Source organism: Halobellus captivus, assembly GCF_007655485.1.
Classification (GTDB): domain Archaea; phylum Halobacteriota; class Halobacteria; order Halobacteriales; family Haloferacaceae; genus Haloquadratum; species Haloquadratum captivum.
Map to the genome: position 1 here is coordinate 36,132 of NZ_VJXQ01000010.1, position 1,557 is coordinate 37,688.

Annotated in this window: 2 protein-coding genes; both read right to left on the reverse strand. The window is 61.7% G+C overall.

The genetic code is table 11. The annotated features are described in order from the left end of the window. A partial coding sequence (locus FJT57_RS17155) for a TFIIB-type zinc ribbon-containing protein (protein ID WP_275264675.1) occupies positions 1–372 on the reverse strand: 372 nt, incomplete at its 3' end. A gap of 225 nt (positions 373–597) precedes the next feature. Then, on the reverse strand, positions 598–1,494 hold the full coding sequence (locus FJT57_RS16165) for a DNA-binding protein (protein ID WP_144906861.1): 897 nt from the start codon (positions 1,492–1,494) through the stop codon (positions 598–600). Positions 1,495–1,557 lie beyond the last annotated feature (63 nt).

The window sequence follows — 1,557 nt, forward strand, 5'->3', positions numbered from 1 at the left end:
GAGGTTGCGTTCAGCTTTCGACTGAAACCGCCCACGGGTCTGTTCACGGCGCATCCGGAACAGCCGGCGTCGCTTCTGTTCGGAGAGGCTGTTCCCGTTCGCATCGGCCCCGCGACCGATCTCCGTTGACAACCCTCGATCGTGTCGTGCTGCCGTCAACGGAGCGCCCGTGCGCTCTCGTTCGTCGTCGAACCCTCGCCACTCTGGCCCGTGGTCGATCCGCTGCTCGTCGACGACGAGTCCACAGTCCTCGCAGACGGTTTCAACCGCGTTGGTTGTAACTTGCCCGTTACACTCGGGACACTGCGTAGCATTCGAGTCGGTCTGGACGTCTTCGTCGAACGTCGTTTCGTAGATCTCTCTGGTTGCCATGGATACTCACGAGGGGACTCACGCGGATCGCGTCTCTCGGAGTGCCCCTCACCCATCAGGGGGCACATACACACCACACGGAACAGCGCTGACACTGATGGGCCGCGGTGGCGAAAGCCCGGCCGCGAAACGGCGCGTGAGCGCCGTGAGCAGCCCGGACCGTGGAGGTGGTGGGAGGTGGCGGTGACCGCGTACACACCAGCAAAAAAGGGGTGCGCCGACCGGCTATTCCCACCACCGACCGCGCTCAGGGAACATAATGGTGGTCCACCCAGTGACAGCCAGTGAGACGCGCCCCTCGTACCAGTTCCGGGCTACCTTGTGAATACGCACCTGCTCGCCCTCTTCAATCCACGGCGCATCTGATTTCTCCCAGATCGTCACCTTCGTTTTTCCACTGTCGTCTGCGATCAGCCCGACTTGAGCGATGGCCGGCGAGTCCGCATCCCAGAGTACTTCGACTCGACCCTCGATGCTCACCTCTTTGCGATTGACGTCCTCGAGCTTCCCAATGGGGATCACCGTCCCAGGCGCCGTCTGCAACTCCTCGAACACCCCGACGACTGCACTCGTTAGGTCTTTCCCACCGACGACGGCTTCACCCAACCGCCGGCCAATCGCTGCTCGCGACCAGCCATCCAGTTTTTCCGCCAACCGCATCGACTGCTTGTTCACCGCCGCCAACTGCTCCTGCGTGAGCTCTGCACGAGGATCGTCTCGCTCCGGGTCAGCCATCGGATTCACGCTCGCTGCCCGCTTCTGGAACTTCACACGCCGCTCAGCGCTTCGCTTCGCTGCGATGTCTCGCGTCCGCTTCGCACGCCCCTCCTGCTGACTGAGTTCTGCCTGGGCACTGATGTGTTCCAACTCGGCCTCTCGTGCCTTGATGCGCTCTTCCTGTTCGAGGGTCTTCCCGAACAGGTGATCCGGGCCTTCCTCGACGCGCGCGTCTGGGTGGTTGGAATCGACTTTGGCCTGGACTTCCATGTCGACCGTCGCCCGGAACTCCGGGGTCTCGTCGACGACTTCGAACCCATCCTCGTCGACCTCAACTTCATCGTGTTTCTCGAAAGCCTGTTCATCGACCGAAACTACATCCGTGGTGACGTTGTTACTAGACATTGGAATCTACCCTGATTCCTGAAGGCGCTCAGCGCCCGACACCGCGATGCTACAACATCGCGG

Coding starts and splice junctions, on each gene's coding strand:
- FJT57_RS16165 (WP_144906861.1), bottom strand. CDS start 1,494: ATGTCTAGTAACAACGTCACCACGGATGTAGTTTCGGTCGATGAACAG.